The organism is Cupriavidus basilensis (assembly GCF_029335485.1).
GTDB lineage: Bacteria > Pseudomonadota > Gammaproteobacteria > Burkholderiales > Burkholderiaceae > Cupriavidus > Cupriavidus basilensis_E.
Genome location: NZ_JARJLM010000158.1, coordinates 1 through 25,122, shown reverse-complemented (window position 1 = coordinate 25,122; position 25,122 = coordinate 1). Strand labels below are relative to the sequence as shown.

Annotated in this window: 25 protein-coding genes; 11 read left to right on the top strand and 14 right to left on the bottom strand. The window is 67.4% G+C overall.

What is annotated here, in order from left to right; genetic code table 11:
• Positions 1-67 precede the first annotated feature (67 nt).
• Positions 68-1,819, top strand: coding sequence for an ABC-F family ATP-binding cassette domain-containing protein (locus P3W85_RS09035; protein WP_276264524.1), 1,752 nt, complete (start codon positions 68-70; stop codon positions 1,817-1,819).
• Between the two features lie 15 nt (positions 1,820-1,834).
• Here P3W85_RS09035 and P3W85_RS09030 read toward each other — a convergent pair whose 3' ends face one another.
• Positions 1,835-2,785 carry a LysR substrate-binding domain-containing protein gene (locus P3W85_RS09030; RefSeq protein WP_276264523.1) on the bottom strand — a complete coding sequence of 317 codons (951 nt, stop codon included), beginning with the start codon at positions 2,783-2,785 and terminating at the stop codon, positions 1,835-1,837.
• A 152-nt stretch (positions 2,786-2,937) separates the two neighbouring features.
• On the opposite strand from P3W85_RS09030, the gene gtdA reads away from it, so the two are divergent.
• The 5 genes from gtdA (at position 2,938) to P3W85_RS09005 (ending at position 8,137) form a co-directional block, all read left to right on the top strand.
• Positions 2,938-3,984 carry a gentisate 1,2-dioxygenase gene (gtdA, locus tag P3W85_RS09025; RefSeq protein ID WP_017224787.1) on the top strand — a complete coding sequence of 349 codons (1,047 nt, stop codon included), beginning with the start codon at positions 2,938-2,940 and terminating at the stop codon, positions 3,982-3,984.
• 101 nt (positions 3,985-4,085) lie between these two features.
• Positions 4,086-4,784, top strand: a complete 699-nt coding sequence (locus tag P3W85_RS09020; protein WP_276264522.1) for a fumarylacetoacetate hydrolase family protein — start codon at positions 4,086-4,088, stop codon at positions 4,782-4,784.
• Positions 4,785-4,806: 22 nt separating this feature from the next.
• The gene (maiA, locus tag P3W85_RS09015; RefSeq protein WP_017224789.1) at positions 4,807-5,451 is read left to right on the top strand and encodes a maleylacetoacetate isomerase; all 645 of its coding nucleotides are present in this window, start codon (positions 4,807-4,809) and stop codon (positions 5,449-5,451) included.
• Positions 5,452-5,502: 51 nt separating this feature from the next.
• Entirely contained in the window at positions 5,503-6,711 is a 1,209-nt protein-coding gene (locus tag P3W85_RS09010; protein ID WP_017224790.1) for a 3-hydroxybenzoate 6-monooxygenase, read from the top strand.
• A gap of 85 nt (positions 6,712-6,796) precedes the next feature.
• Positions 6,797-8,137 carry an MFS transporter gene (locus P3W85_RS09005; protein WP_276264521.1) on the top strand — a complete coding sequence of 447 codons (1,341 nt, stop codon included), beginning with the start codon at positions 6,797-6,799 and terminating at the stop codon, positions 8,135-8,137.
• 269 nt (positions 8,138-8,406) lie between these two features.
• Here P3W85_RS09005 and P3W85_RS09000 read toward each other — a convergent pair whose 3' ends face one another.
• From P3W85_RS09000 to P3W85_RS08990, 3 genes are all read right to left on the bottom strand, one after another.
• Positions 8,407-8,712: a high-potential iron-sulfur protein gene (locus tag P3W85_RS09000; protein ID WP_017224792.1), complete on the bottom strand. Its 306-nt coding sequence runs from the start codon at positions 8,710-8,712 to the stop codon at positions 8,407-8,409.
• Positions 8,713-8,849: 137 nt separating this feature from the next.
• Positions 8,850-9,629: an AraC family transcriptional regulator gene (locus P3W85_RS08995; RefSeq protein ID WP_017224793.1), complete on the bottom strand. Its 780-nt coding sequence runs from the start codon at positions 9,627-9,629 to the stop codon at positions 8,850-8,852.
• 91 nt (positions 9,630-9,720) lie between these two features.
• The gene (locus P3W85_RS08990) at positions 9,721-10,893 is read right to left on the bottom strand and encodes an MFS transporter (protein WP_276264520.1); all 1,173 of its coding nucleotides are present in this window, start codon (positions 10,891-10,893) and stop codon (positions 9,721-9,723) included.
• A gap of 245 nt (positions 10,894-11,138) precedes the next feature.
• Between P3W85_RS08990 and P3W85_RS08985 the strand changes: the two genes are divergently transcribed.
• Together P3W85_RS08985 and P3W85_RS08980 are read left to right on the top strand one after the other, a co-directional pair.
• A complete protein-coding gene (locus tag P3W85_RS08985; protein ID WP_017226266.1) occupies positions 11,139-11,849 on the top strand; it encodes a hypothetical protein in 711 nt (236 codons plus the stop codon).
• A 171-nt stretch (positions 11,850-12,020) separates the two neighbouring features.
• Complete coding sequence (locus P3W85_RS08980; protein WP_276264519.1) at positions 12,021-12,932, top strand: hypothetical protein; 912 nt, start codon at positions 12,021-12,023, stop codon at positions 12,930-12,932.
• A gap of 82 nt (positions 12,933-13,014) precedes the next feature.
• Here the strand turns inward: P3W85_RS08980 and P3W85_RS08975 are convergent, their stop codons facing one another.
• Positions 13,015-14,577, bottom strand: coding sequence for a class I adenylate-forming enzyme family protein (locus P3W85_RS08975; protein WP_276264518.1), 1,563 nt, complete (start codon positions 14,575-14,577; stop codon positions 13,015-13,017).
• Between the two features lie 386 nt (positions 14,578-14,963).
• Here P3W85_RS08975 and P3W85_RS08970 point away from each other — a divergent pair, with 386 nt between their 5' ends.
• Both P3W85_RS08970 and P3W85_RS08965 read left to right on the top strand, forming a co-directional pair.
• Positions 14,964-15,677: a hypothetical protein gene (locus tag P3W85_RS08970; protein WP_276264517.1), complete on the top strand. Its 714-nt coding sequence runs from the start codon at positions 14,964-14,966 to the stop codon at positions 15,675-15,677.
• 63 nt (positions 15,678-15,740) lie between these two features.
• Positions 15,741-16,376 carry a hypothetical protein gene (locus tag P3W85_RS08965; RefSeq protein ID WP_276264516.1) on the top strand — a complete coding sequence of 212 codons (636 nt, stop codon included), beginning with the start codon at positions 15,741-15,743 and terminating at the stop codon, positions 16,374-16,376.
• A gap of 125 nt (positions 16,377-16,501) precedes the next feature.
• Here the strand turns inward: P3W85_RS08965 and P3W85_RS08960 are convergent, their stop codons facing one another.
• The 9 genes from P3W85_RS08960 to P3W85_RS08920 all read right to left on the bottom strand — a co-directional run bounded on the left by P3W85_RS08960 (position 16,502) and on the right by P3W85_RS08920 (position 24,343).
• On the bottom strand, positions 16,502-17,317 hold the full coding sequence (locus P3W85_RS08960) for a shikimate dehydrogenase family protein (protein ID WP_276264515.1): 816 nt from the start codon (positions 17,315-17,317) through the stop codon (positions 16,502-16,504).
• 36 nt (positions 17,318-17,353) lie between these two features.
• A complete protein-coding gene (locus tag P3W85_RS08955; RefSeq protein ID WP_276264514.1) occupies positions 17,354-18,331 on the bottom strand; it encodes a 2-hydroxyacid dehydrogenase in 978 nt (325 codons plus the stop codon).
• Between the two features lie 2 nt (positions 18,332-18,333).
• The gene (locus P3W85_RS08950) at positions 18,334-19,296 is read right to left on the bottom strand and encodes a sugar kinase (RefSeq protein WP_276264513.1); all 963 of its coding nucleotides are present in this window, start codon (positions 19,294-19,296) and stop codon (positions 18,334-18,336) included.
• On the bottom strand, positions 19,293-20,081 hold the full coding sequence (locus P3W85_RS08945; protein ID WP_276264512.1) for a sugar phosphate isomerase/epimerase family protein: 789 nt from the start codon (positions 20,079-20,081) through the stop codon (positions 19,293-19,295). The genes P3W85_RS08950 and P3W85_RS08945 overlap by 4 nt, the downstream gene beginning before the upstream one ends.
• On the bottom strand, positions 20,078-20,824 hold the full coding sequence (locus tag P3W85_RS08940) for an amino acid ABC transporter ATP-binding protein (RefSeq protein WP_276264511.1): 747 nt from the start codon (positions 20,822-20,824) through the stop codon (positions 20,078-20,080). The genes P3W85_RS08945 and P3W85_RS08940 overlap by 4 nt, the downstream gene beginning before the upstream one ends.
• Positions 20,811-21,461 carry an amino acid ABC transporter permease gene (locus tag P3W85_RS08935; RefSeq protein ID WP_276264510.1) on the bottom strand — a complete coding sequence of 217 codons (651 nt, stop codon included), beginning with the start codon at positions 21,459-21,461 and terminating at the stop codon, positions 20,811-20,813. Before P3W85_RS08935 ends, P3W85_RS08940 begins: the two co-directional genes overlap by 14 nt.
• Entirely contained in the window at positions 21,458-22,216 is a 759-nt protein-coding gene (locus P3W85_RS08930; RefSeq protein ID WP_276264509.1) for an amino acid ABC transporter permease, read from the bottom strand. Before P3W85_RS08930 ends, P3W85_RS08935 begins: the two co-directional genes overlap by 4 nt.
• 41 nt (positions 22,217-22,257) lie before the next feature.
• Positions 22,258-23,058 (bottom strand): transporter substrate-binding domain-containing protein, encoded by an 801-nt coding sequence (locus P3W85_RS08925; protein ID WP_276264508.1) that lies wholly within the window; start codon positions 23,056-23,058, stop codon positions 22,258-22,260.
• A 229-nt stretch (positions 23,059-23,287) separates the two neighbouring features.
• Positions 23,288-24,343, bottom strand: coding sequence for a LacI family DNA-binding transcriptional regulator (locus P3W85_RS08920; RefSeq protein WP_276264507.1), 1,056 nt, complete (start codon positions 24,341-24,343; stop codon positions 23,288-23,290).
• Positions 24,344-24,543: 200 nt separating this feature from the next.
• Here P3W85_RS08920 and P3W85_RS08915 point away from each other — a divergent pair, with 200 nt between their 5' ends.
• The gene (locus tag P3W85_RS08915) at positions 24,544-25,062 is read left to right on the top strand and encodes a sigma-70 family RNA polymerase sigma factor (RefSeq protein WP_276264506.1); all 519 of its coding nucleotides are present in this window, start codon (positions 24,544-24,546) and stop codon (positions 25,060-25,062) included.
• Positions 25,063-25,122 lie beyond the last annotated feature (60 nt).

Genomic DNA, 25,122 nt, shown 5'->3' with positions numbered 1-25,122 from the left:
CAACACTGTTCGCGCTGGTCGAGCCCTCCGGGTTCCGGGCGCGCAATCTGTCTTGTCGGGAGCTTGCATGGCTGACTTCGAATCGATTCCGTTCGCGGTATTCTCCGCGTCCCCTTCTTCTGTTTCTTCCAGCGATGCCGGCGCAGCCTCGGACGTGGCGCCATTGTCATTGCCCTCGGCTTCGGCTTCGCGTCTCCATCCGCCTGCGGCGTTCTCGCTGTCGCTGCGTCATGTCACCGTGGCGTTGCCTGACGGGCGCGTGGTACTGGACGACCTGAGCGGCACCTTCCACGCGCAACGCATTGGCCTGGTCGGCCGCAATGGTGCCGGCAAGAGCCTGCTGGCAAAGCTGCTGGTGGGGCTGCTCACGCCGGACGCCGGGCGGGTGGTCAGGAGCGGCACTGTCGCTTATGTTCCCCAGGATGCAGCGCCGGCGGAACACGCCACGCTGGCGGAAGTGGCCGGCCTGGCCCCCGCCTTCGATGCACTCGCGCGGCTCGAACGCGGCGAGGCGCTGCCATCGGACTTCGACCTGCTGGAAGGGAGATGGGATCTTGGCGAGACGCTGCATATGGCGCTGGCGGCGGCCGGCCTCGGGCACCTGGAGCCGCAGCGGCCCGCCGCCAGTCTCAGCGGCGGCGAGCTCACACGCGTGGCGCTGATCGGCGCCTTCCTTTCGGGCGCGGACGGGCTGGTGCTGGACGAGCCCAGCAATCACCTCGACCGTGACGCAAGGCAATGGCTGCGCGAGCGGCTGCGGCAATGGCGCGGCGGGCTGGTGCTGGTGAGCCACGACAGGGAACTGCTGGACGACATGGCGCACATCGTGGAGCTGACGCCGGACGGCTTGCGGCACTATGGCGGCAACTACTCGCTGTACCAGGCGCAACGCGAGGCCGAGGCCGCCGCCGCGCAAGCCGCGCTCGACCATGCCAGGGCTAGCAGAAGCGCGGCCCTGCGGGATTTGCGGCGCCAGCACGATGCGCATCAGCGCCGCAGCGCGCATAACGACCGGGCGGGGACGACGGCCAACCTGCCCGCCATCTACCTGGGCCGGCTGAAGGACGGCGCGCAAGCCTATTCCGGCCGGGAACAGCGGCGCCAGCAGGAAACCCGCGCTGCGCTGGACGACGCGGTGAAGCAGGCGGCAGAGCGTGCCGGGTCAGGCACGCCTGTGGCCCTGATGCTGCCGGGCGCGGTGGTCGCCGCGGGCAAGCGCGTGGTGCATCTGGAAGACGCGGTAGCGCCATTCCCGGTGGGGGCCAGGCCGCTCAGCCTGACCTTGTCGGGGCCCGTGCGGGTTGCCGTGACCGGTCCCAACGGCAGCGGGAAAACCACGCTGCTGAATATGCTGGCCGGTATCGGCGAGCCCGTTTCCGGTACCGGCGCGGCATGTGTTCCCTGCGCGCGGCTGGACCAGCACGCGGCATCGATGCTGCGGCCTGGCCAGTCCGTGCTGGAGCGCTTGCGTGAGCTGGAGAGCCCCTTGCCTGAGGGCGTGCTGCGCAGCCATCTGGCCTTGCTCGGCCTGGGCGCCGGGCTGGTGCGGCAACCCTCGGCGGCGTTGAGCGGCGGAGAGCGCCTGAAAGCCGCCCTTGCGTGCGCGTTGTGGGGCGGAACGCCTGCCCAGCTGCTATTGCTGGACGAGCCGACCAACCACCTCGATATCGACTCGGCAAGCGCGCTCGAGCAGGCCCTGGATACCTATCCGGGGGCAATCCTGGTCGCTTCGCACGACCAGCGTTTTCTCGATGCGCTGCGCGTGAGCCACAGGCTGGAGTGGAGCGCGGGAGAATGGCAATTGACGGCTTGCGCGTAGCGGGGCCGCCCCCGTTCACTCCTGTTCCCCCGCGCCGCCGGCGCCTTCCTCGACCGACCGGGTGCCCGCGCGCCGCAAGGCGTCGAGCGCGGCGCTGACGGCGGTGCGGCCGAAACCATCGTCGCGCCAGTACATGGAGACCGAGCCGAAACCCGCCAGGCGCAGCGGCAGGATGCGCAGCGCCCCGAGCTGCTCCAGGCGGCGCGCGGTCCGGTGCGAGGCCACGCCGATCATGTTGCTGTGGTTGAGCAGGGTCAGGTTGAGGATGACCGAGTTCGACTCCACGCAATCGCCCGGCATGCTCCTGCCGGCGGCGTTCAGCGCCGACTCCAGCGTATTGCGGATCGGCGTGCCGCGCGGCCAGACGATCCACCGGTAGGCTTGCAGGTCGTTCCAGCCAGGCTCCGCCAGCTCGAACAGCGGATGGCGCGGGCGCGTCACGAAGTGGATCGGCTCCATATAGAGTGCCTCCGCGCGCATCTGCCCGTCCTGCAGTTCCGGCGCCGAGCGTCCCACCACGATATCGACCTCGCCCCGGGCCAGTTGCGCCATCAGCAGGTTCATCGTGCTCTCCACCAGCCTGACCTGGGCTTTGGGCAGCCGCTGCAGCAGCGAGGTGACTGCCAGCGGGACGGTGTCGGCCGCGGAAGCCCCCGAGGTGCCGATCACCACCAGGCCGCTGCCGCCTTCGCGCATGGCCTGCATATCGTCGCGGGCGGTATCCAGGTGCGCTTCAATGCGCCTGGCATGCGCGATCATCGACTCGCCGTAAGGCGTTGGCCGCAGGCCGCGGGCGTGCCGCTCGAACAGCGGCAGGCCGACGTCGTCTTCGAGCTCCTTCAGCCACTTCGAGAGCGCGGGCTGGGTGGTGCTGAGTGCCGCTGCCGTCTGGCTCATGTTTCCGGTCTGCGCGAGGCTAAGCAGCATCTGCAGGTTGCGCAGCCGGAGGCGCTGGGTCCAATCCATCAGGGTAATCCCTTTGAGCTATATCCATATCTATATGGATAAGAGGAATTGATTATTTTACAAGGTATATCTCCGGGCGTATAACTCTTTCATCGACGCGGGACAGCCAGCTCGCTGCCCCGGCCAGACCAGACCAAAGACCGGAGACCAGCATGTCAGACGCAGCAAAGCGCGCGGACCGTTCAGCCTATTACAACCGCATCGGCCGCAATCACATGGCCCCGCTATGGGAATCGCTGCACGCGCTGGTGCCGCCCCAGCCACGGCCCCAGGCGCAGCCGGCGATCTGGAAGTACGCCGAGGTACGCCCGCTGGTGATGCAGGCTGGCGAGGTCATCAGCGCGGCGGAAGCGGTGCGCCGCGTGCTGGTGCTGGAGAATCCCGGCCTGCCTGGCAAGTCGAGCATCACCTCCACCCTGTATGCCGGCCTGCAGCTGATCCTGCCTGGCGAGATCGCACCCAGCCACCGCCATACGCAATCCGCGCTGCGCTTCATCGTGGAAGGCCGTGGCGCCTGGACTGCCGTCAACGGCGAGCGCACCACCATGCATCCGGGCGATTTCATCATCACGCCGTCGTGGACCTGGCATGACCACGGCAACCCGTCGCTGGCCGATGGCGGCGAGCCGGTGGTCTGGCTCGATGGCCTGGACATCCCGCTGCTGGTGCACCTGGACGCAGGGTTTGCCGAGAATTACCCGGAAGCCTCGCAGCCGGTGCTGCGTCCCGAAGGCGACAGCTTCGCCCGCTTCGGCCACAACATGATGCCGGTGCGCCACCGCGTCACCGATCCCACTTCGCCGATCTTCAGCTATCCCTATGAACGTAGCCGGGAAGCACTCGACCAGCTTTACCGCAACGGCGAACTGGACGCCTGGGATGGCGTGAAGCTGCGCTATGTGAATCCGGCCACCGGCGGCTGGCCGATGCCGACCATGGCTACCTTCATGCAGTACCTGCCTGCCGGTTTCCAGGGCAAGACCTATCGCAGCACCGATGCCACCGTCTATTCCGTGGTGGAAGGGCGCGGCACGGTACGGATCGGCGAGGCGCAGTTCCAGTTCGAGCCGCGCGACACCTTCGTGGTGCCGTCATGGCAGCCGGTGCAGCTGGCCTCGGTCGAAGACACCGTACTGTTCAGCTATTCCGATCGTCCTGTGCTGTCGGCGCTCAACCTGCTGCGCGAAGAGCGCACCTGATTCTGTTTCCCGCGGGGGAGGGCACGGCGGCATGCCGGTGACCGCCTTCCCCGGCCCCATCCATCTTCCCTGTTTTCCTGATTCCCATACCGAGGTCTTCCATGTCTTTCGTCGTCACGCCTCCCGCCACCGTGGCCATTCCGGTCGTTGGCAGCAATGAGCTATTCCCTGTCCGTCGCGTCTATTGCGTGGGCCGCAACTATGCCGCGCATGCCCGCGAAATGGGTTTCGATCCGGACCGCGAGCCGCCGTTCTTCTTCTGCAAGCCGGCGGACGCCGTGATCCCGGTGGCCTATGGCGAGACCCTGACGCTGCAATACCCGGCGCAGACCGCCAACTACCACTACGAAGCCGAACTGGTGGTCGCCATCGGCAAGGGCGGTTCGGACATCCCGCTGGAACAGGCGCTGGACCACGTGTGGGGCTATGCCGTGGGCCTGGACATGACCCGCCGCGACCTGCAGATGAAGATGCGCGAGATGGGCCGCCCCTGGGAAATCGGCAAGGCCTTCGACGCCTCGGCGCCCATTGGCCCGATCCATCCCGCCAGCGACGTGGGGCATTTCGACCAGGGTGCGATCTGGCTGACCGTCAATGGCAGCGACAGGCAGCGCAGCGATGTGACCCACCTGATCTGGTCGGTGGCCGAGACCGTGGCCGACCTGTCGAAGTTCTTCCGCCTGGAGCCGGGCGACCTGATCTACACCGGCACGCCCGAAGGCGTTGGTGCCGTCAAGCCCGGCGACCTGATGGCCGTGGGCGTGGAGCGGCTGGGCGAATTGTCGGTGCGCGTGGCCTGATCATTCTTGCGAGGGCTGCACCGTGCAGATCTATAGTTTTTTCAATAGCTCGACGTCATACCGCGTGCGCATCGCGCTGGCCCTCAAGGGCCTGCCGTACGACTACCGCCCGGTCAATATCCGCACCGGCGAGCATCGCGCCTCGGACTATGTGGCCGCCATCAACCCGTCGGCCGTGGTACCGGCGCTGGTGGACGGCGACTTCCACCTGGGCCAGTCGCTGGCGATCATCGATTACCTGGATGCGCATCACCCCGAGCCGCGCCTGATCCCGCAAGAAGCGGAATTGCGCGCCAGGGTGCTGGAGCTGGCCTATGTCATTGCCTGCGACATCCACCCGGTCAACAACCTGCGCATCCTGCGCTACCTGCAGGACACGCTGGGCGTTTCGCCGGAGCAAAAGGACGCCTGGTACCGGCACTGGGTCGAGGAAGGGCTGGATGCGGTGGAACGCCTGCTGGCGCAGCACGGGCGCGGACCGTGGTGCTTCGGCGAGCAGCCCTCGCTGGCGGACTGTTGCCTGGTGCCGCAGATTGCCAATGCGCAGCGCATGGGCTGCGACACCTCGCGCTTCGTGCGGGCCATGGCGGTTTACCGCCATGCCAGCGGGCACCCCGCCTTCCAGCAGGCAGAACCTCAGCGGCAGCCGGACTACACGGCGCGCTAACCGGGGTGTGCCCGGGCGTTGCGTGCCGGGCGCGCACCCAAGGAGACCATCATGAATGACATCCGCAGCACGGACCGCAAGGTCATCGTCGTCGGCGGCGGTATCGGCGGACTGGCCGCCGCGCTGGCGCTGGCCCGCCAGGGCATCCGCGTCGAATTGCTCGAACAGGCCGAGAAGATCGGCGAGATCGGCGCGGGCATCCAGCTCGGCGCCAACGCCTTTGCCGCGCTGGACGCGCTGGGCGTGGGCGAAGCCGCGCGCAAGCGTTCGGTCTTTACCGACTACCTGATGATGATGGACGCCATCGACGCCACCGAGGTGGCCAAGGTGGACGTCGGCGAGCCCTACCGCAAGCGCTTCGGCAATCCTTACGCGGTGATCCATCGGGTCGATATCCATCTGTCCATCCTGGAAGCCGTGCAGGTGCATCCGTTGATCCAGTTCCGCACCGCGACCCAGGTGCGCGCGCTGGAGCAGGATGAATCCGGGGTCGTCGTGATCGACCAGCACGGCGAGCGCCACCGGGCCGATGCCGTGGTTGGCTGCGACGGGGTGAAGTCGGCAATCCGGCAGGCCTTGCTTGGCGACGAGCCGCGCGTGACCGGCCACGTGGTGTACCGCGCGGTGGTCGATGTGGCGGATATGCCAGCCGACCTGCAGATCAACGCGCCGGTGGTGTGGGCCGGCCCGAACTGCCATCTGGTGCATTACCCGCTGCGCGGCGGCGAGCAGTACAACCTGGTGGTGACCTTCCACAGCCGCGAGCAGGAAGTCTGGGGCGTGCGCGACGGCAGCAAGGAGGAAGTGCTCTCGTACTTCCAGGGCATCCATCCCCGTCCCCACCAGATGCTGGACCGCCCGAGTTCCTGGCGCCGCTGGGCCACCGCGGACCGCGATCCGGTCGAGCGTTGGAGCTTCGGACGCGCCACCATCCTGGGCGACGCGGCGCATCCCATGACGCAGTATCTTGCCCAGGGCGCCTGCCAGGCGCTGGAAGACGCCGTGACGCTGGGCGCCGCGGTGCAGGCGACGGATGGCGATTTCACTGCCGCCTTCGCGCTCTATGAAAAGGTCCGCATCCCGCGCACCGCGCGCGTGCTGTACTCCGCGCGCGAAATGGGGCGCCTCTACCACGCCAGGGGCGTGGAGCGGCTGGTGCGCAATTCGCTGTGGGTTGGCCGCACGCAGGAGCAGTTCTACGACGCGCTGCAGTGGCTGCACGGCTGGCGTGCCGAGGATTGCCTGGGAGGCGCGCGATAGGGGCAGGCAGCGCCCCGGCGACAAAGCCCATCAAAGCGGCCCGATCCCGGATCGGCCGCCTCGAAAGACAATGAAGGAGACAGCTGTGCCCACCCAACCATCCATCGGTATCACCGAGTTCATCGATCGCCATCCCTTGTCGGGGTTCCAGGTACTGATCGTCGCGCTGTGTTTCCTGATCGTCGCCATCGACGGCTTCGATACCGCCGCCATCGGCTTTATCGCGCCGGCGATCCGGGCCGAATGGCAGCTCACGCCGGCACACCTGGCGCCGCTGTTCGGTGCCGGGCTGACCGGCCTGATGGCGGGGGCGTTCCTGTTCGGCCCCCTGGCCGACAGGTTTGGCCGCAAGAGCGTGCTGATCTTCTGCGTGCTCTTTTTCGGCATCGCCAGCCTGGCCTCCGCGTTCGCCGGCTCGCTCTGGGGACTGGTGGCGCTGCGCTTCCTGACCGGCCTCGGGCTTGGCGGCGCCATGCCCAACGCGATCACGCTGACCTCCGAGTATTGCCCGGCCAAGCGCCGCTCCTTTCTGGTGACCACCATGTTCTGCGGATTCACCATCGGCTCGGCGCTGGGCGGCCTGGCCTCGGCAAGCCTGATCGAGGAGTATGGCTGGCGCTCGGTGCTGCTGATGGGCGGGGTGCTGCCGCTGTTGCTGCTGCCATTCATGTTGTGGCGGCTGCCTGAATCGGTCCGCTACCTGGTGATGAGCGGCAAGCAGCCGGAGCGGGTGGCGGCCACGCTGCAACGGATTGCGCCGGGAGAGTCCATCGCGCCCGGCAGCATCGTGGTCACGGACAAGCGCATGCCCGGTTCGCCTGTGGCCCACCTGTTCCGGCCCGAGTTGGTGCGGGGCACCTTGCTGCTCTGGCTCACCTTCTTCATGAGCCTGCTGGTGATCTACCTGCTGTCGAGCTGGCTGCCCACGCTGCTGCGCGCCACCGGCGTGTCGCTGAAGACCGCCGCGCTGGTCACCATGATGTTCCAGGTGGGCGGCACCGTCGGCGCCATTGTGCTGGGCTGGCTGATGGACCGCGCGAATCCGCACTATGTCCTGGCGGCGACCTACGCGCTGGCGGGCGTTTTCATCGCCGCGATCGGCAGCCTGACCGCGGCGCCGTGGCTGGCGGGGGTGGCGGTATTTGCCGCGGGCTTCTGCATCTCAGGCTCGCAGGTCGGCGCCAATGCGCTGTCCGCGGCCTACTATCCCACCGACTGCCGCGCCACCGGCGTGAGCTGGGCCAATGGCGTGGGCCGCATGGGCTCGGTGGTGGGATCGGTCGGCGGCGGCACCATGCTGTCGATGGGCCTGACCATGCCGGCGCTGTTCCTGCTCGTCGGTATTCCGGCACTGATCGCGGGCGCGACCATGCTCAAGCTCGGGTGGCATCGCGCTGGGCTGGCGCGGCGCGTGGCCGTGGCCTGAGCACAAGGGCAGGGGATTCGTCCTTGACCCATCAAATGATAATGCTTATCATTCATAACTCGGGTTTGTGACACGGCCTGAGTCAGCAAATGGGTTACCGGACACGTCATGTGTCCGGTTTTTTTTGCATGCTGGCGGCTATTGGCAGCCACCTGCACAGGCCAATGCTGCAATTCATCGCTGCAACGCCGGGCTGCTGGTTACCGCCATGGGCCAGACACCCGGCCGGTGCCGGCAGCCAGTCGGCGGTGTGCGGCGGTGCGCCGTGTTCAACCCTGCTCCCACGCGCTGCACCACCCCGCGGCCGCCACCTGCTTGTCGCCAAATAGCACGCAGCCGCCCGTGGCAGGGCTGCTGCCTTCCTGGAATAGCTGGCAGTTGGCGCAGGTCTGGCTGGGGGCATGCCCGGGATACCTGGCCTGGTCCACCTTGCGCGTATCCGCCTTGTAGCCCAGCTTGACGGCCTGCGGGTCCTTCTCGTCGAGCTCGGCGGCGCCGGCTGGCGTCGCCATGGCCGCAAGGCTTGCGGCCATGGCCACCGGCATGGTCTTCAGGAAATGACGGCGGGTCGGCATGCTGCTTTCCTCTTTTTGGGGGGACAGGATTGGGGGACAGGAGTGGGTTTGGCCGATGAATCGAGGGGCTCGGCCTTTGCTGGCTGGATTGTGGCACAGCAAGCTGTTGCGCCGCAGCCGTGCATTGCCTTGCGGCTTCAGGTCTGCCGGAAGTAGGCGCTCGGGCTGACGCCGAAGGTCTTGCGGAACACGGCCGCGAAGGCGCTGGGGCTGTCATAGCCGTGGTCCAGCGCTACCTCCAGGATGGGGTCGCCCTGCGCCAGTCTCGGCAGGCTGAGCAGCAGCCGCGTGTGGCGGCACCAGGCGCCGAAGGTCATGCCGGTTTCGCGCTTGAACAGGCGGGCGAAGGTGCGGCTGTTCATGTGCAGTTCGCCGGCCCAGCCTTCCAGGGTTGCCGGGGCCGCCGGATTCTGGATCAGCCGGGTGCAAAGCCTGGCGGTACGCGCGTGCTGCGGCATCGGCAGATGCAGCGAGAGCACGGGCGCCGACTGGATCTCGTCGAGGATCAGTTCCATGACGCGCTGGTCGCGTCCCTCCAGCGCGTAGGCGGGAGGTATGCGCACCGCGTGCAGGATCAGTTCGCGCAGCAGCAGGCTGACCTCGATGGCGCGGCAATCCGGCGGCAGGCCCGGGCGGGCGTCCTCGGCCACGAAGACCGTGCGCATCCGCACGTCGCCAACCGTGCCGATGCTGTGCTTCATCAGCGGGGGCACCCAGACCGCGCGGCCGATCGGCACCACCCAGTCGCCGCGCGCGGTGCGCACGATCATGACGCCGGAAATGGCGTGGATCAATTGCCCATGCCGGTGCCAGTGCTCGGCCAGATCCGAGCCATCCGGCTGGTCGGTGGCCACGACGACGATCGGTCTGGGCGTTGCCAGCGATTGCTGGAGGGCGGAATCGGACAGGGTCTTCATGGCGCTGGCATTCCCGGCAATGCGGTCTTTCTATCGAGCGGGGAAGTTTATCCCGCTTGCCGATGGCGGATGCGGCGGGCAAGCAGGATGGCTAGGCGGCGGCCAGCGCCTGCTCATCGATCTGCGCGGGCCGGTCACGCAGGCGCAGGGCCAGCAAGGCTGCCACGCACAGCACCCCCAGCACTGTCGCCAGCGTGAAGCCGAGCCCGCGCGCATCGGACAGCATGCCGAACAGCGGTGACGCCAGGCCACCCACGGACAGGGCCAGGCCCAAGGTAATGCCACTGGCCATGGCCGGATTGCGCGGCAGGTAGTCTTGCGACAGCGTGACCTGTGCCGAGAACGGCAGGAACATCGCCATGCCGAGCAACACGGTGAATACCAGCGCCAGCGGTGCGGTCGGCGCCAGCACCAGCCCGCCGAGCATGGGCAGCATCAGCACATAGCCGGTCCGGATCGCGGTCATGCGGCCCAGCCGGTCGCCGAGCCAGCCGCCCAGCAGGGTGCCCGCGGCGCCTGCCGCGGTGAAGGCGGTCAGTACCGCGCCGCCCAGGAAGGCGCTGCCGCCAAGATCGCGCGTCACATGCAGCGACAGCATCGACAGCACCGTGACATAGGGGATGGACCAGCCAACGATGACGGCCACCAGCAGGCTGAAAGCACGCCAGTTGTTGTTTGCCAGCGCCGGGCGCGCCCGCCTGGCCGCAGCGGCGCCCGGCGCGCCCGCGGGCCGCGCCGCAGCCACCAGCCACAGCAAGGCCATCAGCAGGGCGGGGATGCCCAGCAGGTAACTGCGCGACAGTGCACCGCCGCCCACGGCGAGCGCCGCCAGCAGGGGGGCGAACGAGGCGCCGATGGTGCCGCCCACCGAGAACACGCTCATCGCCTTTTGCGAGGCGCCGCCGGCGGCGCGTGCCGCTACGGTGGCTGGCGGATGGTAGGCGGCGATGCCCAGCCCGCTGAGCGCAATGGCCAGCCACGTCGCCTGGTAGGTGGCGGCCATGCCGGCCAGCACCACCCCGAACGCGGCGACCAGGAAGCCCGTCGGCACCAGCCAGCCACGATGCGCGCGGTCGGCATAGGCGCCGAACAGCGGCTGGACCACGCTGGACAGGCCCGTGGCGGCCAGCATCAGGCCGCTGACGGCGGCGTAGCTATAGCCGCGCTCCAGCACCATGAACGGCAACAGGGCAGGTACCAGTCCCTGGTAAAGGTCATTGACCGCATGCGTGCCCGTCAGCAGGCCGAGTCGTTTCTTGTTCATGCGGCACCTCCCGGTCGACGGGCGCGCGGGTTGGGGGCGTATAACAACATGTCAGGATCCTCCTTCTTGTCGGAAAGAGGATCGTAGACAACGGCGCTGAATGCATCTCGCTTGGAAACTACAAGATTCGTCGCAAAATGGACAACGCCGGATAATCGTGGATACGCTGCCGGGCCTATGGCAAACTCGCGCTACCTTTTTCGGCCGGCTCGCTCGCCGGCAATCGTTCACTCACCATCAAGCCCATGACCGCGCCGACCAATACCGATACCCTCCGCCATGCCCTGCAGGCACCGCTGCCCCTGCAACCGGGGCCCTTGATGGGCCCTGCCTTTGCGCAGGCGGGCGAGGCCGGGCGATTTGCCATCTACACCGAGCCGCCGGAAGCGCCCGGGCGCGACGAGGTGCTGGCGGCGCTGCGCGTTCAACTCGAGGCACAGCCTGGCGGCGACGAAGCGGTACGCGGCGAAGTCCTCGACAGCGACGACTGGGAACCCGGCCAGGCATTCGAGATGGACATGGACAGCGACGACGTCTGCGGCCAGGTCCTTTTCTACCGCTTGATTCTGGCGCGGGAACTGGATCCGGTCGGGTATTGCGCATTCGAGATCAATGCGGACGAGACCGGCGTGGTTTTCGTCACCCTGGTGGAGTCGTGGATCCGGGCGCCATACCGGCAGCTCGGGCTGGAACGGGGATTCGTGCTGCAGATGGCCGATGCCGTGTATGCCGTGCTGGCTGAACTCGATGTCCGGCTGCATGCGGCGGGCCAGGCCGGCGCGTCGTTCGAAGTGCTGCTGGGGCTGGACGAGCCGTCTTCCGCGGGAAGCTCGCTGCTGCAGTCGCTGGCGGAAACGCTTCAAGGCCTGACTGGTACGCCGGACAGGGCCAGCGCAGCGGGGCTCGATCCATTGCGCATCACCAGCGCCAATGTGTCGGTACTTGCCGCCAATTGAACGGGTGGGTGCCGACAGCTGCCGACAGCTGCCGCCAGCGTGGCAGCGTTTGCATGGATATCGGGGTGGTGTATTATGCCGCACTTTTGGCCAGGTTTATCACTGGCCAATGTCGATTGCGCAATGGGCTGTGCCATGTTGGCATCGCCGTTGCCGCCACCTGGGGAAAACATGTCATTAAAATCGCGTCGCCCGCTGCTGAAGCTGGCGCTGGGCGCAAGCCTGTGCCTGGCATTGACGGCGGGTGCCGCCGGCGTCGGGGAGATTGGCCAGCCCGCGCCGCATATTGCCTTTGAAACGCTCGATTACCGCGATGAATTGCTGAACCGCGATCCTGCGCTCACCGAGGCAGTGCTGGCCTTCTTCGGCCTGGAGACCGGCACCTATTTCTGGGAAGACGACCTGGTCGCAAGCCAGGCCTGGGACGGGCTCGGCCAGCGCAGGAGCAACCAGGTGGTGCAATTGCCCGATGGCAGGGTTCTGCTGGCCTCGATGCGCACGCTGTCCACCGGCGAGGAGCGGACCGCGCTGCTGGCCGATGCGCAGGGCAATCTGCAGGCAGTGGCCCTGGCCCATCTGCAGTGCGGCAAGAAGTGCCTGCCTCACGAACAGCGCAGGCTGACCGTGTTCCTGCGTGCAGGTGTCGGGCAGGCATCGGCCGAGCCGCTGGTTGCCTGGGGCCGGCGCGACCCGGACCCGGAGGCAGACGCTGGCGCGCCGCGGCCCGTGCAGGTCGAGTTCCGCACGGTCGATCCCGGCAGCGCCGAGCGCGCCGCGCCGCCCGCGGTGCCGGCCGGAATGCCAGGGAAGGTGCCCTTGTACCCTTACTCGCGACGCGCTCGCGATGACAACAATCAACGCGGTCAGGCGGTATTCCTGACCCCCCATTCCGTTGCCCAGGTGGCGGCGTACTATCGCAAGCTGGCGCAAAGCGATCGGCAGGTGCGCTGGAACGATGGCGGCGAAGCCGGTGGCGTATTGTGGTTCAAGCGCGGCAAGGGCGAGGGCATCGTCGAGGTGTCGCCGCAGCGCAATGATCCGCTGACGCGCGTGCGCATCGAGTACAGCCCGGTGGCGCCCTGAACAGGCCAAGGCCGGCGGGCTAGCGAGCCAGCCCGCCGGCATCGCGGCATGGCCGGCGGGCGGTGCGGCGGTGCCGGGCGTGTCAGTCCAGCGGCCTGCCCGGCCGGAAACCATCCCGCAGTTCCCGCTTCAGCACCTTGCCGATCGCGCTGCGGGGCAGTTCCTCGGCCAGTTCCACGGCGGCGAGCCGCTGCGTCTTGCCGACCCGCTCATTGGTCCAGTCCATCAAAGCCCCGGCGGATGCAGGCGCCCCTTCGCGGCGAACCACGAAGGCCACCGGCGTTTCGCCCCAGCGCTGCGACGGCACGCCCACCACCGCGCAGTCGGCCACATCGGGATGCTGCCGGAGGATGCTCTCCAGATCGCTCGGATAGATGTTGAAGCCGCCGCTGATGATCATGTCCTTCTTGCGGTCCAGCAGCGTCAGGAATCCATCCTCGTCGAAACGGCCGACATCGCCGGTCCGGATGAAGCGCTTTCCGCTGGCGTCGCGCCATTCCGCGGCGGCGGTCTTTTCCGGTTGCTTGTGATAGCCGGCCATGATGGCGCCGGAATGCCCGACCACCTCGCCAATCTCGCCGATGGGCACCTCGTGGCCGTGGTCGTCGATCAGGCGGATATCGTGCCCCTCCATTGGCCGGCCGACGGTATGGAGCTTGGCCGGAAACTCGTGGGCGGCGAGAGCGCAACTGCCGCCGCCCTCGGTCATGCCGTAGTACTCCACCAGGCCGCCTGGCCAGCGCTTGAGCACGTCGGCCTTCAGTGCCGCGCTCATGGGCGCGCTGGTGGAGAACTTCATCCTGAACGCCGACAGGTCGTAGTTGCCAAAATCGGCGCGTGCCATCAGGCGCTGGTATTGCACCGGCACCAGCATGCTGTGGTTGACGCGGTAACGTTCCGCCAGTTCCAGATAGCGTTGCGCATCGAACTTCGGCATCAGCACCGCGGTGCCGCCCAGCGCCAGCGTGGGAATGAAGCTGACCAGCGTGGTGTTCGAATAGAGCGGCGTGGAAATCAGCGTGACGGCCTCGGGCCCGTAGCCGCCCATTTCGTGGACCCGCCGGATCTGGTTCCAGCGCAGGGCGTGGCCGTGCACGATGCCCTTGGGCGTCCCCGTGGTGCCGGACGAGTAGATGATGTTGAACACCTGTTCCGCGTCCACTGGGCGCACCTCCGGCCGGCTTCCCGCGGGCGCCAGCCATGCTTCGAACGACAGGCCGGTGGGCGCATCGGCCAGGCCGACCAAGCGGGCTCCGATGCCGTCCCTGAGCGCCGCAATCTCAGCCAAGACGTCCGGGCCAATGAAAAGCAGCCTGGCCTCCGCATCATCCACCATGCCGGCCAGGCTTGCCGGGGTGGATGACGGGGCGAGCGGGACGATGGCGACGCCGGCCCGCAGGCCGCCGATAAAGACCGCGGCATACTCGATGGAGGCGGCGGCGCAGACGGCCAGCGCGTCGCCGGGCCGCAGGCCGTCGCGCTGCAGGGAGGCCGCCACGCGGTCGGCCAGTTGGTCGAATTCGGCATAGCCGACCGAGCGCTGGTCGTCGACCACGGCAAGGTGGTGCGGCCGCTCGGCGGCATGGGCACGGACACAGTCAGCGAGGTTGCCGACGGGTTGCGCCAGGATGTCGTTGATATGCATGAGGAATTCCTGTCTCCATTTGGCGTCGCGCTGGACGGGGCCTGAGCCGTCAGCGCGAGCGGATTTATGGTCTTGGGCGGCTGGCCGTCCAAGCCTTCGCCAGCCGATCTCCTCCCGTACCGATGATGGTCCTGGCAGGGCGCGACGAGGGCGTCCCGGGAGTCTAGTCCGGAGTGGCCCCTCTATCAACGGCCCGGATTCCAGGTGAAAATCAATTAAATGGCAAAAACGATATCAAGGAACGCATTGATTCAAATTTGACATTTGATGGCGCGCCACATGTATCATGTGCGCCCGAGTGCTTCCGGTCGGCTAATCGGCACTTAACGCTTGGCAATAGGCAAGCAACACCAAGCAATAAAGAAAATAAAGAAAGGAATTAGGTAATGAGCGTTCTCAATAAGGTTGAAGGCGGTTATCTGCAGTTGTTGCGGGTCCTGGTGCTGGCGATGGCCACGCTCGTGCTTGTCTGCGCCGCTATTTTCGGCGCGCGAGCCCTGATGAACTACAACGCCAAGCCCAAGGCGGTTTCGGAAGACATCGCCATCAGCGCGGCCTCCTTCCACCTCGGCAGCGAGCCGGAGGAAAAGGAAGCCGAGGGCGATGGCAAGAATGACGTCCACGCGGCCGAGCACGCGAAGCTGGCAGACAGCCTGCTTGCCGTGATCAAGAAGCATGGCAAGGCGCTGGCCGGCCCGACCTTCGAGGTTGACAAGACCGAAGTGCACAATTTCGTCGAGGCGGCGTTGGGCGAGGAAGACCTGGGCGATAAATTCGTGGCAACCCAGACCGCATACATCGACCAGGTTTTCGCGCGAGCCGATGTGGTAAAGCATGTCAAGAACAGCGAAACGTTCTATGAGACGCTGAACAAGGCCTTCGGGGACTACCGCAAAGCCTATCTTGCGGAGAAGGAGCGGATCTCGGGCGAAAAGGCGGTGGCCGAGGGCGAAGCCAGCAGCAAGCAGGTCGAGGCCGCGCAGTCGATCTACCTGATCGGTGCGCTGTTCTCCGCGTTCATCCTGCTGGTGCTGTTGATCGTGCTGATCCGCATCGAGCGCAGCATCCGCTCGATTTCCGTGGGCAAGCCGGCGGTGTGAGATACAGGGCCGCCATGGCGGCGCATAGGCATGGAACTTCGATTTACGATCACGGCAAGCCAGTTGGACGATTTTGCCGAACGGGCCAAAGCGAGCCGCCAGGCCCGCCAGGCCCGTTTTGACCGAAGGCGGGAGCGGGCGGAAGCATGGATCGAGCGATGCCAGCGGCGCTGGCTGCCGTTGCTGTTGCTCGTATTGCCATTGCTCGGTAGCGGCCTGGTTCTCTATCTTCCCGCGCGGCGGTTCAGCATTGAAGCGGGCATTGCCCTGGCCATCGTCTCCGTCGTCTACTTCTTGCTTTGGCGGCGTTACGCCCGGCGCATGGTCGATGCCCTGCTTGGGCGCCCGCTCAAGCGGCGCACGATGCTGTTTCACCGTCTCGCGAGCAAACTGGAGCACTCCCTGGATCGCTCGAACCGGCGTCGCCTGGCTGCGCTGCAAGGGTGTCACAGGATCCATATCGCACCGGCGGGATTGACCCTGGAGCCACCCGGGCGCAAGGCCATTTCGCTCGCCTGGGGCCAGATTGCGCAATTGCGCGAGAACGGGGAGTTCTACCAGATATCGACGCGCGTCCAGAAGCGGATCGGCGTGGGATACCTGATTGCCAGGCAGAGCCCGGAGATGGATCCGGAGGCATACCAGGCCGGGCTGCAGTCTCTGGTGCAACGCGTTCTCGAAGGACGGGCGCACGGCTGACGAAGGCCTGGCGCCGCCTTGTCCGGGCCGCCCGTCTGCCGGCGCGGGAAAGGATGGACGGCCGATCACCGTCCGATATCAAGCCCCGGGCGCCGGGCGCAAAGGTTCGCCGGAGTGGAGCATGGCTATGACTGGCGTGCGATCTCCTCGAGCAGCGCGGCTTCCATTGCTTCGATCGGCGCCCGTGCGCAACCGGTGTAGAACTCGACCTGCGCGCACGCCTGGTGCAGCATCATGCGGGTGCCGTCGATGGTGCCGCAACCCAGTGCGGCAGCGTCGCGGATCAGTTTGCTCCTGACCGGGATGAAGGCCGCATCCATGACAAGCAGATGCGATGCCAGTTGTCCCGCCACCGGATTGATGTCGGGCGCGCGGAAGCCGGCGGCCGTGGCGTTGGCAAGGATATCGAAGCCGGACGCACGGAAGTCGGGAAGGGCGCCGCCAAAGCGCAGACCCAGTGAATCCGCCAGGGCCTGTCCGCGTGCCGCGGTGCGGTTGAACAGCGTCACTTCCGCGCCGGCCTCGCGCAGGCCGTAGGCCATGGCCCGCGCGGCGCCGCCCGCGCCGAGCAGCGCGACACGCTTGCCGCCAAGCGCGGTCGCCTCCTCGAACGCGCGCACGGCGCCGGTGCAGTCGGTGTTGTAGCCGGTGAGCACCCCGTCGACATTGTTGATGGTATTGACCGCGCCGATGGCGCGCGCGCTGTTGTCGAGCCGGTCCAGATGCGCGATCACGGCCTCCTTGTGCGGCATCGATACGTTCATGCCGCGCACGCCCAGCGAGCGGATCGCCTGCACGGCGCCCGGCACGTCCTGCACGCCGAAGCAAACGAAGGTGTAGTCGAGCTCGAGCGCGCGATAAGCCGCGTTGTGGATGCGGACATTGAAGGTGAAAGGCTCGCCCATGATCGAGCCGCACAGGGTGGGAATGGAGCGGGGCATTGCGGATTCGTCCTTAAAGGGAAATTGTGTGGCGGCTCAGGCCGCTGCAGCAGCAAGGTCGAAGCGCGCGGCGGGACGCCGTCCGGCCAGTGCGTCCAGCAGGTTGCGGGTGGCCAGCTCGGCCATGGCGCGCCGGGTCTCATGCGTGGCCGATCCGATATGCGGCAGCGCCGTCACCAGCGGGTGGCGGCGCAAGGGGGAATCCTGCGGCAGCGGCTCGGTGGCGAACACATCGAGTCCGGCCGCGCGCAAGTGTCCGCTGTCGAGCGCCGCGAGCAGGGCGGCTTCCTGCACGATCTGGCCGCGCGCGCCGTTGACGAAGATGGCGCCCGGCCTCATCAGCGCGAACTCCCGCGGGCCCATCAGGCCGCGCGTGCCCTCGGTGAGCGGCAGGGTAACGGCGACGATATCGGCTTGCTGCAATGCGTCATCGAGCGTAGTCCGGGCAGCGCGGCCAGCAAGCTCGGGCACCTCCACCGTGGTTTCATTGACGTACAGCACCCGCATGCCGAAGCCCAGCGCCGCGCGGCGCGCGACCGCCTGGCCGATGCGGCCGAAACCGAGGATGGCCAGGGTCTTGCCGTGCACGTCCCAGCCGAACAGGCTTTCGCCGATGTTGCGGGTCCAGCGGCCCTCCCGCACATGGGCGGCCAGTTCGGCCAGGCGGCGGCTGGCCGCCATGATGAGCGCGAATACCGTGTCGGCGGTGGTCTCGGTGAGCACGCCGGGCGTATGGCAGAGCACAATGCCATGCTCGCGCAGCCACGCAAGGTCATAGTTGTCGATCCCGACCGAGATGCTCGAGATCACCTCCAGGTGGCGGGCCCCGGCCAGTTCGGCCGCGCCGAGCCTGTAGCTGGAACCGATCAGGCCGTGCGCGTCCGCCAGCGCCGCGCGGAAGGCCGGCAACTGCCCGGGCTGGCGCGGGTCGGCGACGATCGCCTCGTGCTGTGCTTCGATGCTGGCCAGCAGGTCCTGCGGAATTGGGCGGAACACCAATACATTCTTGCGCATGATCATCCTCTTGCCGGCGATTCAATGCCGGCGGTTTCCAGTTGCCCGCGCGTCGGCAGGCCCTCGGTATCGCCCCGCACCTGCACCGCGCGGGCGCCGATCCAGGCGCCGCGCCGAACCGCATCCGCCACCGGCCGCCCTTCCAGCAGCGCGCTGATCACCCCCACGGCAAAGCCGTCGCCGGCGCCCACGGTGTCGACCACGCGCTCGACCCGGCAAGCCGGGATATGGCCGGAACCCGCCTCGCCATCGAAATAGGCGCCGTCGGCGCCGAGCTTGACCACCACCAGGCGGGCGCCGCGCGCGCGATAGAAGGCGGCGATGCGTTCCGGCTCGGCATGGCCGGTGAGAAACCGGCCTTCCTCGATGCCGGGCAGGATCCAGTCGCATTGCCGCGCCAGGTCGTTCAGCGTGGCGCGCATCAGTTCGGGCGAGGCCCACAGCGTGGGCCTCAGGTTGGGATCGAAGGAAACCGTGCGGCCGGCGCCACGCATGGCGGCGATGGCCTTGCGCGTGGCCGCCTGCGTGCCTTCGGCCAGCGCCGGGAACACGCCGGTGACATGGAGGTGCCGCGCGCGGCGCAACCACGCATCGTCCAGGTGCGCGGCGCCCATGCGGCTCGCCGCCGAGCCGCGGCGGTGGTACTCGACCGGCGGGTCGCTGCCATCGTCGACGCGGCCCTTGAACTGGAAGCCGGTGCGCTGGCCGGGCTCGCATACCACCTGGCTGCAATCCACGCCCTCGCGCTGCATCTCGCCAAGCAGGTAGCGCGCCATCGAATCGCTGCCCAGGCGGCTAGCCCAGCCTACCTTCAGGCCCAGTCGCGCGAGGCCGATGGCGACATTGGTCTCGGCGCCGGCGGTGCGCTTGTGGAAGGTCTGCACGTCCTCGAGCGGACCGGTTTCGCCCGCCACCAGCATCAGCATGGCCTCGCCCAGCGTCACTACGTCGAGATCGGTGCTCATGCGGGCAACTCCACCGAACGCAGCAGGTCGAGATGGCCCCGCGTGACCTGCACCAGGTCGTCACCCTGCAGCGGGAACTCGATTGCGCGCGGAGCGCCGGCCGGCAGGTTGCGCAGCACGCTGCGCCAAGGGGCGGACGACGCTTCCAGCGGCACGGCTATCCACTTGGCCGAGGTGCGCTGTACTCCTTTGCAGTGCACGTAGCCGACCTGGCCGGCCAGGACCCGGGCGGCGTCGAGCGGGTCTTCGCCGTTCCAGTGCCAGTTGCCCATGTCGAAGGTCATGGGTATCGCGTGCCCCAGTGCGGCGGCACGCGCAAAGAAATCGCGCAGCGGTGGCAGGGTGCCGGCCGACCCGGTCTGGTCGTTCTCCACCACCAGTTCGATCCCGGCGTGGCGCAGCCATGGCAGCAGCGGTTCCAGCGCCGCGCCGGCCTGGTAGCGGCCGAGCGACATCTTGACGCGCATGGCGCCGAGCGCCTGCGCGACACTGAAAGCGCGGTCGAGCGCGCCGGCGTCGAGGCTGCCGGCATCGTTCCATAGCCCCTCCGGGCTCGACCACACCACCGCCAGCCCGTGTTGCGCGGCCACGGCGCACTGCTCGGCCAGTTCGTCCTGGTGGCCGCGCTGCAGCTCGCCGCGGTACTCCACGCCGTCGGCACCGGCCGCCGCCGCGATCCGTGCCAGCGCGGCCTGTCCTTCGCGCTGCGCCAGTTCGGCGCCATAGGCGGCGAGCGAGACCAGCACCGCCGGCCGGGACATGGGGAGGGATTGTCCCTGGCTCATTTCAGTGCTCCCGCGTTGAGGAATTGCCGCAGCTCGGGTGTGCGGGGTTGCGCAAACAGCGCCTTCGACGGGCCCGCCTCGTGCACCTTGCCCTGGTGCATGAAGATGGTGGTATGCGCCATGCGGCGCGCGAACTCCATCTCGTGCGTGACCAGTACCATGGTCATGCCCGATGCCGCCAGGTTCTCCATCACGCGCAGCACTTCGGCGGTCAGTTCCGGATCGAGCGCGGAGGTCACTTCGTCGAACAGCATGACCTTGGGTTCCATCGCCAGCGAGCGGGCGATCGCCACCCGCTGCTGCTGGCCGCCGGAGAGCTGCTCCGGATAGCAGTCCTTCTTCTCCAGCAGGCCGACCTGGGCCAGCACCCGGTCGACGATGCCCGGGATCTGGCCGGCGGGCAGCTTCCTCACGATGGCCGGAGCCAGTGCAATGTTCTCGCCCACGGTCAGGTGCGGAAAGAGGTTGTAGCTCTGGAACACCATGCCCACGTCGCGGCGCAGGTCGAGCAATTGCTTCCTGTTGTGATCGAGCTTGTGCCCGGCCACGGTGATGTCGCCGGCATTGATGGTCTCCAGGCCGTTCAGGCAGCGCAACATGGTGCTTTTGCCCGAACCGCTGCGGCCGATGATGGCGACCACCTGGCCCGGTTCGATCGCGAACGACACGCCCTTGAGCACGGCGTTGGGCCCATACGACTTATGCACGTCGCGTGCTTCGACAATGGCTTCAACGGTTGACATGGAGTCTCCTTTCCATGCGCCTGGCTGCCGACGAGAGCGGGAAGCAGAGCGCGAAGTAGATAAGCGCGACGACGACGAAGACCGCGAAGGGCTGGAAGGTCGCGTTGTTGATCAACTGTCCGGCGCGGGTCAGTTCGATGACGCCGATGATCGAGGTGATCGAAGTGTTCTTGACCAGCTGGACCGAGAAGCCGACCGTCGGCGGCAGGGCCAGCCGCACGGCCTGGGGCAGCACCACGAAGCGCAGTTGCTGCCAGCGGGTCATGGCGAGCGCCTCGCTGGCCTCCCACTGGCCTTGCGGTACGGCCTCGATGCAGCCGCGCCAGATTTCACCGAGGTAGGCGCTGGCGTAGACCGACATCGCCAGCATGGCGGCGACCATCGGCGACAGCTTGAGCCCGAGCACGGAGAGGCCGTAGTAGCTGAGGAACAGCACGATCAGCACCGGCGTGCCCTGCACGACCTGGATATAGGCCGTGCTGGCCAGGCGCAGCAGGGGGCTGCGCGAGGTACGCGCGAGTGCCACCAGGAAGCCAGCCAGCGTGCCGCCGGCGAAGGCCAGCAAGGTCACCCACAAGGTCCAGCGGGCCGCCAGCAGGAGAATCCCGAGATGGTTCCAGGAGAACTCGGTGATCATCGGGCGCTCCCTGCGGTGACCGGTGCCAGCGGCGTGCGTGCCAGGGGCCCAACGCTGGCCGTGCGTGCGGCCTTCCTTGCCCGTGCCACCGCGCGGCGGCGCCTGAAAACGACATTGCCGAGCAGGGCGAACATGGCCCGCAGCAGCAACGCCAGCCCGATGTAGATGAACATCACCAGGATGTAGCTTTCAAAGGTGCGGAAGGTCTGCGAATCCACCTGGTTCGCCACTGCGGTCAGTTCTTCCACCGAAATCGCCGAGACCACGCTCGAGGTGAGCATCATCAGGGTGAACTGGCTGGTCAGCGCCGGATAGACCTTCTCGAAGGCGGGCACCAGCGCCACGTGGCGGATCATCTGCCAGCGGGTCATGCCCAGCGCGGCGGCAGCCTCCAGCTGCGAGCGGTGGATTGCCTGCAGGCCGGCCCGGATGATCTCCGTCGAGTAGGCGCCCAGGTTGACGGTCATGGCGATCAGCGCAGCGGTGAGCGCATCGATCTGCAGGCCGACGGTCGGCAAGCCGAAGAAGATGATGAAGAGCTGGATCAGGAACGGCGTGTTGCGGATCGCCTCGACGTAGAGCGTGGCGGCGCGGCGGGTCCACGGACCGCCATAGGTGGCGGCGATGGCGCCGACGGTGCCGGCCAGCGTCCCGAGCAGGATCGAGCCGAAGCTGAGCGCGAGCGTCATCCCGGCACCCTCGGCGAAGCGGTCGAGCTGCGACAACACCGGGGCCCATTCGAATTGGTAGTGCATGCGTGTCTCCTGGCGCGCCGGATGGTGCTGGCGCGCGGGGTTCAGAACACCGGCAGCGCGGGCAGCGTCTTGCCGGTCCACTTCTGCGCGATGGCATCGAGCTCGCCATTGAGCCTGGCGTACGAGATGGTGGTGTTCAGCCACTGGCGCAGTTCGAAAGCGTCCTTGCGCACGGCCATCGAATTGGGCTGTACCGAGAAGGCGAACTTGGCGTCGAACTTGCCGGCGCCGCGTGCTTTCATGATCTCGTTGCCGGTGGTGTTGGGCAGGGCGATGGCATCGACCTGGTTGCTGATCAGCGCCTGGGCGCAAGTGGCGTCGTCTTCGAAGCGGACGATATTCATGCCGGGCACCGCCAGCCGGGTCAGCGCGGAATCCTGCGTGGTGCCGCGCGTCACGCCGACCTTCTTCTTGCCGAGATCAGCCAGCCTGGCGTACTTGGCCGCGGCCGGCGCGAAGATGGTCAGCTCGAAGGCGCTGTAGGGCGAGCTGAACATGATGGCCCGGGCCCGCTCGGGTGTCGGCGCCAGGGTCGCCACCAGGAAGTCGACCTTGCCGGCTTCCAGCGCCGGAATGCGGCTGGGCGAGGTGAGCGGCACGATATCGACCGGCACGCCGAGGTACTTGCCCAGCAGGTTGGCCACATCCACGTCGTAGCCGGCGGGCTTGCCGCTGGCGTCGGTGGTGCCGAAGGGCGGCGCGCCGGTCACCACGCCGATGGTGACTTTTCCCTTCTTGACGATCTCGGCGACGGTCTGCGCCTGGGCGCTGGCGGCGCTGGCCACGACCAGCAGCGCGAGCAAGGGCTTGGCCAACTGGCGCAATAAGCGTTGGATATCCATCTTTGTCTCCTGCACGGGTTATTGATGTGTCGCCGGCGGCACGGTGGCTGGCGAATGCGGTTCTGAAACCGGTTTCAGGATTATAGGAAACCGGTTTCAGAACTCCACCAGTGGAAACCCTAGGCAGCAGGAAATCGGTTTGCGGGGCGCCGGGACGCGGCTCGAATACGCGTGTCAGTACCTTGCCGCTGCGCCAGCGGCAAGGCTTGCGTGAAACGTGGGGAATGGCTCAGGCGCGGCGGGTGGACCCGCGCCTGACCAGGGTGCCGGGCAGCAGGACCTGGCGCGGCGGCAGTTGCGCGCCTTGCAGGCGCTCGATCAGGCAATGGGTGGCGACCCGGCCGATATCGTCGGTCGGCTGGGAAATGGCGGTGATGCCGGGGCCGACCAGGGCGGCCCATTCCGGATCGTCGAAACCGATCAGGCCAAGGTCGGTGCCGAGCTGCCACCCCAGCCTGGCCGTGGCTGCGGCGATTCGCAGCGAGATCACGGCATTGGCCGCCAGCACCGCGGCCGGCGCATCGCCGGCGCGCCGGCGCAGTGCGCGCAGGGCTTCGTCCAGCGCGGCGTCGTCGCCGGCCCGGGCTTCGAAAACAGCACCGCTGAGCGAGTCCGCATGTTCGGCGATAAAACCCTGGAAGGCGCTGGCCCGTTCGTTGCGGGAACTGATCGCCTTCAGCGGTTCGGAGATGAATAGCAGGTGCCGGTACCCGGCTTCGCTCAGGTGGCCGGCCGCGGACTGCACCGCGGAGCGGTTGTCGAGCGCGATCAGGTCGACCTCGGCGTCGCCCACCTTGCGGTCTACCAGCACCACGGGCTTGCCCAGTTGCGCTGCGTCGGCAAGGGCGCCGGCGTCGTGGCCCAGCGTGTGCAGGATGAACCCTTCGACCCGGTAGGCCGACAAGGCGCGAATGGCTTCGCGCTCCAGTTGCTCGTCATTGGCGAGGTTGAACAGCATCACCATATAGCCCGCGTCGCGGCAGGCCTTCTCCACGCCGCGCAGCACGGCTACCGAGAACGAGTTGGAAACATCCGCCACCACCAGCCCGATCAGGCGCGATTTGCCGCGCTTGAGCGCCTGCGCCATGGGGCTCGGGCTGTAGCCCAGTTCGCGGACCGCCTTGGCGACGCGCGCCTCCACGTCGGCGGACAGCTGCTCGCCGCCCCGGTTCAGGTAGCGCGACACCGTCGCCTTGGATACGCCCGCATAGGTGGCGACATCCTGGATGGTGAGCTTGTCTGCAGGCTTCGGGGTGGGCGGGGACAGCGGCGCGGGACGGGACATAGTGGGTCGGTTGCGGTGAAACCAGTTTCACGATTATGCCCCGGACTGGCGCCGGGTTGCCAACGGCAGGGCGGCACGCAATCCGGCATTCCCTTGCCAGGTGCCGCTTCAATCGCTTAAAATCCAATACGAATGATTCTCATCCGCATTTATCAAGGCAAGGCGCCAGCCGGCGCTGTCCGCGCGGACGTCAAACCACCATGTCCGCAGCCGATCCCAGCCTTACCCAGGAAGTCCACCATCTTTACAGCGATCACCATGGCTGGCTGCGCGGCTGGCTGCGCAAGAAGCTGGGCAACGCCATGGATGCCGCCGACCTGGCGCACGATACCTACCTGCGCGTGCTGGCCGCCGGCGCCGCGCCGCGGCCCGAGCAGTCGCGACGCTATCTGACGCAGATCGCCAACGGCCTGGTGATCGACCTCTACCGGCGGCGCCATATCGAGGCTGCCTACCTGGCCACCATCGCCGGCCTGCCCGAAACCCTGTCGCCGTCGCCGGAAACCCGGGCTCTGCTGCTGGAAGCCCTGATCGAGATCGATACCATCCTCGACCGCCTCGCGCCCAAGGCGCGCCGCGCGCTGCTGCTGTGCAAGCTCGAGGGCCTGAGCTATCGCGAGATTGCGGAGCAACTCGGCGTATCGGTGTCGTCGGTGGAGAAATACATCGCCAGCGCGCTGGTGGCCTGCTACGCCGCGCTGTTCGGCGTCCCGGCATGACGGCGGCAGGACAGCGTCCGCCCGATGCCGACGACGCGGCCGCGGTCGATCCCGAGGTGG